Origin of the sequence: Apibacter sp. (assembly GCF_025291155.1) — a bacterium.
In the GTDB taxonomy this organism is placed as follows: domain Bacteria; phylum Bacteroidota; class Bacteroidia; order Flavobacteriales; family Weeksellaceae; genus Apibacter.
Genome location: NZ_JAMBJZ010000120.1, coordinates 1 through 5,016, shown reverse-complemented (window position 1 = coordinate 5,016; position 5,016 = coordinate 1). Strand labels below are relative to the sequence as shown.

6 protein-coding genes are annotated in these 5,016 nt (G+C 29.4%); 3 read left to right on the top strand and 3 right to left on the bottom strand.

Annotated features, from left to right (window positions below; translation table 11 throughout):
• Positions 1–711 precede the first annotated feature (711 nt).
• Positions 712–891, bottom strand: a complete 180-nt coding sequence (locus M3Z80_RS09840; protein ID WP_459251451.1) for a LysR family transcriptional regulator — start codon at positions 889–891, stop codon at positions 712–714.
• Positions 892–1,030: 139 nt separating this feature from the next.
• Between M3Z80_RS09840 and M3Z80_RS09195 the strand changes: the two genes are divergently transcribed.
• Positions 1,031–1,330, top strand: coding sequence for a YciI family protein (locus tag M3Z80_RS09195; protein WP_293919318.1), 300 nt, complete (start codon positions 1,031–1,033; stop codon positions 1,328–1,330).
• Between the two features lie 748 nt (positions 1,331–2,078).
• Here the strand turns inward: M3Z80_RS09195 and M3Z80_RS09190 are convergent.
• Positions 2,079–2,444, bottom strand: coding sequence for a winged helix-turn-helix transcriptional regulator (locus M3Z80_RS09190; RefSeq protein ID WP_293919317.1), 366 nt, complete (start codon positions 2,442–2,444; stop codon positions 2,079–2,081).
• A 117-nt stretch (positions 2,445–2,561) separates the two neighbouring features.
• Here M3Z80_RS09190 and M3Z80_RS09185 point away from each other — a divergent pair, with 117 nt between their 5' ends.
• Together M3Z80_RS09185 and M3Z80_RS09180 are read left to right on the top strand one after the other, a co-directional pair.
• Positions 2,562–3,584 (top strand): MBL fold metallo-hydrolase, encoded by a 1,023-nt coding sequence (locus tag M3Z80_RS09185; protein ID WP_293919316.1) that lies wholly within the window; start codon positions 2,562–2,564, stop codon positions 3,582–3,584.
• 513 nt (positions 3,585–4,097) lie between these two features.
• On the top strand, positions 4,098–4,322 hold the full coding sequence (locus tag M3Z80_RS09180) for a type I restriction enzyme HsdR N-terminal domain-containing protein (RefSeq protein ID WP_293919315.1): 225 nt from the start codon (positions 4,098–4,100) through the stop codon (positions 4,320–4,322).
• Positions 4,323–4,618: 296 nt separating this feature from the next.
• On the opposite strand, the gene M3Z80_RS09175 is transcribed toward M3Z80_RS09180, so the two are convergent.
• Positions 4,619–4,906, bottom strand: a complete 288-nt coding sequence (locus M3Z80_RS09175) for a hypothetical protein (protein WP_293919314.1) — start codon at positions 4,904–4,906, stop codon at positions 4,619–4,621.
• Positions 4,907–5,016 lie beyond the last annotated feature (110 nt).

Below are 5,016 nucleotides of genomic sequence, written 5' to 3'. Positions count from 1 at the left end.
TCTTTTAGTTGTTTCTTATTAAAGAAATAATAATTCCCATAAATTAGTATAGGAAATAAAAAAATGAGAAATATACTATCAAAATACTTAAATGAATCACATAATTTAAATGATAAGAAATTTGTATGAGTGAATCTAAAGTATGAATAGAACCCTAAAATTACTAATGAGTACAAAGCATATTTTGGCTTAATATAATAATCCATTTTAAATTTCTGGATTATATAAAATAAAATCAGTACAGTAATAAAAATAAATATAATATCAACTAAATAGTTTTGAGAAACTTCTGTTAAAATAGGCGTTACTATATAAACATGATATTTTAGATTTATAAAATCAAAAAAAGTTATATAAATACATATTAATATTAATAGAATCCTATGTGAGATTATCCAACTTATACATTTATCGAAAAGATTCGTTTTTTTAATGATTTCTTCCATGTATTCTTCAAAATCCTATTAAAAAATTTTTAGTACAATCTTGAAAACTTCTTAAATTGGGAAGAATATCTTTTACTTTTGTGGCATTTGTAGACATAGTAATTATAGGCATTTAGAGTTAGTACTTATGCAAAGATAAGTTATTCTATCTAAAATAGATAAAATAAAAATCTTGTTTATTTTATTATTTTTTTTAAAAAAAATACAGACAACTTTTGTAAAAAAATTATATATAGTAATACGTAATCTCTTTATAAAAATATATTTAAACTAGATTTTTCAAATATTCGCCTGCCGAGGTTAGCATTACATTTCGTCGATTGCGTTCAAACAATCTAACATCCAATTCTTCTTCCAACTGTCTGATAGCCCTACTCAATGGAGGCTGAGTGATATGTAGCTTTTGTGCAGCTTTGCTAAAATGCAGTTCTTCTGCCAAATACATTGAAATAATGAAGGCTGTTACTATTCATACCTATAAAATATTAATTTAACCCTTTTTTTATATCAAAGGTATTTTATCTTTGTCACAAAATCAAGAGTATTAAAAAATTATTTGTATAACCAATAAAAATTTATTAGTCATGTTTATTGTGGTACTTACTTATCATAAAGAGTTGAGCGAAGTCGAGAATTATTTGGAAGACCATAAGCAGTTTTTAGATAAATTCTATCAGAGGGGCAACTTTATAACATCTGGAAGACAACATCCACGGATAGGTGGTGTTATTTTATGTAAGGCTTGCAATCGGCAAGAGGTTGAAAATATTATTTCACAAGACCCGTTTTATACTAACCAAATAGCAGGTTACCAAATAATTGAATTTGAACCTACAAAATATTGTGATGAAGTTTTAAGAGATGTTTTCAATTATTCCTTATAATAGCACGGTACCCTTACAGGCTAAAGCATATATATAAAATAAGAGAAATGTATAATCAAGCCTTGACAATTGAATAGAATTTAAAAATAATATAGAATCATTCACCGAAAAATAGGATTACACCTATTACCCTGTTTATTAATTTAAAAATTATGTATATGAATGATTTTTTAAATACTAAATTAGCTAGCATATTGTCTATCTGATGCTTAACAAATTGAAAATGAAGAAATACATAATTACTTATAAAAATTTTGTAGTCTAAGTAAAAGAATTCATACAGTATGAAGCAGATTACTCGATTGTTAACCGGAATTTAATTCTAACTCGTTTTGAGTTTGATTTGTTAGAATCATTACCTTTTTACTCATAGAAAAAATGACCTAAAATTCATTTATCTTCATAAAACGTTAGTTTTCATTCAGTAGGAACAAGAATTTTTAAATCTTAAAATTCCATATCCTGAGTGATTCAAACCAATAAGCCAAGAAACATTCGTCTCCTAACTTCATATAATGCTTAAATTGAAAGGCTTGGTTAATTGTTGCTTTGGCAGAGATTGTTGTCTCTTTATTCTTCACATAGAAAGTATTCCAACAAAATGGAAAATTCGCGCATTTGAATCAGATTGCATATTCCTTTCAAAAAATATTCAATTGTAAGCTTTGGTAGTTTTGTCTATCTCATTAGCTATAAAAGAGTCACATCTATTATTTCTTCAATAGGATTCAAGTTTAATAAGAAATAATTATTTCTTATTTGCTTCATGCTCACGTATTGGAATATTCTCTTTTTTCATCTGAGCGATGCCCCATTCCCTCAATTGGATAATAAAAGGAATCAGATCCTCGCTGACATCCGTCAGTCTATATTCTACCTTAGGTGGCACTTCATGATAAACTTTTCGGGATAAGAGCCCGTCATTTTCTAGCTCTCGTAACGTTTGCGTTAGCATTTTGGTGGTAATGTCTGTCATACGTTTTTTTAATTCGCCAAATCTCAATACTTCATTATTATGAATATACCATAATATTCGCCCTTTATATTTTCCACCTATTCTTCTAAAAGCATAATCTACTGCGCAAGCTGATTCTGCAATATTTTTTTCTATCATTTTAATTCTTTTTATGCTGATAATCAATTATAGTTTCTTTTAAGTAGCTAAGGTACAAAATAGTAGGTACTTGTTAATAGTAGATTAAATAGATAATTTTGTATAAAAAATAATAATATGGACAGAAGAAGAGCTTTAAAACTAATGATTTCAACTGTAAGTATAATGGTTTCACCGGCATTAATGGGTATTAACTTAAATAATAATCCTATGAAAAAAGATAGTATAGATCGGGTTAAAAGTGAAGGCTTAAAAGTTAATTTAGGAAATATCAGTTTTTATATTTTTTCAGACGGATATATGTCTATAGATAAACCTCAACCTACTTTTGCTCCAGCCATTTCTTCATCAGATTTCATGGTCGAGATACAAAAGTTTCATCCAACAAAAAAGGCCATTGATTTAGCAATCAATGTTATGTTGATAAAAGTACAAGAAAAAATCATTTTAATAGATGCAGGTATGGGTAATCATTTTGGAGAGAACCAAGGCTGGTTATTAAATAATATTGAAAATGCAGGTATCTCGAGAGAGTCGATTACGGACATTTTGATTACCCATGCGCATAGAGATCATATTGGAGGGCTTATTACGAATGAAGGAACAATAGTGTACCCCAATGCGAAGTATCATATTGCCAAAGAGGAATATGACTTTTGGATGTCAGATAATCCTGATTTCTCGAATAGCAAATTAACTGTTGAGCAAAGGAACACAACTATCAACTTTACAAAGAAAGTCTTAAATAGGATTAAGGAAAAAATAGTTTCATTTCACCCCGGAGAGACCTTATTTACTGTAATCCAGACAGAATTGGCGGCAGGCCATACTCCGGGGCACACCATATTTACTATTTCATCCGAAGGAAAATCGGTCAAAAATATTGTCGATATTTTTCATGCTCCATTACTAATTTCAAATCCTGAATGGGGTATAGTATTTGATGTTAATTTTGAGCAAGCTATCCGTACAAGAAAACAAGTATTGGAAGATTGTTTTAAAAATAAACAACTGGTTATGTCTTCACATTTACCTTGGCCGGGATTAGGGTATATTGATAAAAGGGATAAATATTATTGGGATCCAATATATTATTATATGCCTAATGAAATAAATTTAGGTAGCGACATACAAAACTAATCCAATTCAAAGATTTACATACATAAAATATATGTTTGGAACATAGAGATCCTTGGGTACATCCTAATGCGAAAATCTAATCCTTAATTGGGGGTAGAGCAATCGCGAATTGCAACACATACTTATCTATATAGTCAATCATCAAATTAAATATTTAAAAAATAATAAGATAGCATATAAATTTATTTCTCTTTATAACGGTTAGTTTACTTTTGTTTTGCTAAAAAGTTTAAACTACATTCGCTTAGAAAATTTATTTATATGGAATTAGGTTTAATTTAAAAGAGCAATAATAAGATAACCTTATTAAATTAGATAAAGAAACACGTACGATAACCTATATAATACATCAAAAATAAAAAAGAATTTCTTCTAATCCGTAGGAAAAAATTCAGGCAGCGGCCTTTTTAAAACTTATTTTACATTACGGATATAAACCCGAACGGATTAAACTATTTGTTTCTGTTACGATGGGATCGGAAATAAAAGAAGCCGATTTGATTGTTTATAACGATGACGGTTGTTATGAGCCATATTTTGGTAGAATGCAAAAGGGAAGAGGTTAGCGAGCCTGAATTTTTCCAGGCAATAAATCAGGCATACAGCTATGCCTATGCTCTGCCCAATAATGTTACGTTTGTGTGGATAACTTCAGGGTTAAAAAACGAATATTTTGAAGTAAATAAAGAGAAAAGCAGTAAAATAAGCCAACCCGACATATCCCAGTTTGGAATTTAAAAACTTGCTAATTATAAATTTGTATATGAAGCAAATAGCCTACAAAATGAATCAGTAAAACAAAAATTTTCAGATATTAAAGTTGTTTCTGAAGAAGAACTTACCCGTCAGTTTAAAAAGGCTCACGACGCCCTTTGAGGGGGAGAGCATTTAAACCTTTCGGAAGCATTTGTTGAGCTCGATAATCTTATTTTTGCCGTAGGACGCTGGAGAAATAGAGATTATTATACACGGATACCCAGATTTGAAAAACATTATGAGCTTAGTTAAGCAAGTAATATAAATTACAGATTGAGTTACTCCCTCAGCACTCTATCCAAAAATTCAAATTCGATGTGGGGGAGAAGGTGTTTAGCTATTTCCAGCAGATTGTAAATATCAATCCTCACTTCTTCTTTTTCCTCTTCCGTTGTGGTCTTATTTTCCAAAGAAAATAAATGCGTTTGACAGGTATTGAGTAGCGAAAGCAAGGTAAATCCCAATTGCTTATAATTAGTAGTTCCTGTATTCATAAAACGCAGGGTACGGTCTTTCTTTAGATCCTTGATATAGTCCTGTATTTCTGTATTGAATTCTATATTCATTTTTAGTATCTTTATGCAGACAAAGTAATGATAAAAGAATAAGATAAAATATTCTGTATTGGAAAATAAAATTCCCAAAATAAGAATGTCTTATTTTTAGCGTATTATTT

What these genes read in the sequence shown, in the direction of transcription:
- M3Z80_RS09840 (WP_459251451.1), bottom strand. Translation starts at nt 891, where the DNA reads ATGTATTTGGCAGAAGAACTGCATTTTAGCAAAGCTGCACAAAAGCTA.
- M3Z80_RS09195 (WP_293919318.1), top strand. Translation starts at nt 1,031, where the DNA reads ATGTTTATTGTGGTACTTACTTATCATAAAGAGTTGAGCGAAGTCGAG.
- M3Z80_RS09190 (WP_293919317.1), bottom strand. Translation starts at nt 2,444, where the DNA reads ATGATAGAAAAAAATATTGCAGAATCAGCTTGCGCAGTAGATTATGCT.
- M3Z80_RS09185 (WP_293919316.1), top strand. Translation starts at nt 2,562, where the DNA reads ATGGACAGAAGAAGAGCTTTAAAACTAATGATTTCAACTGTAAGTATA.
- M3Z80_RS09180 (WP_293919315.1), top strand. Translation starts at nt 4,098, where the DNA reads ATGACGGTTGTTATGAGCCATATTTTGGTAGAATGCAAAAGGGAAGAG.
- M3Z80_RS09175 (WP_293919314.1), bottom strand. Translation starts at nt 4,906, where the DNA reads ATGAATATAGAATTCAATACAGAAATACAGGACTATATCAAGGATCTA.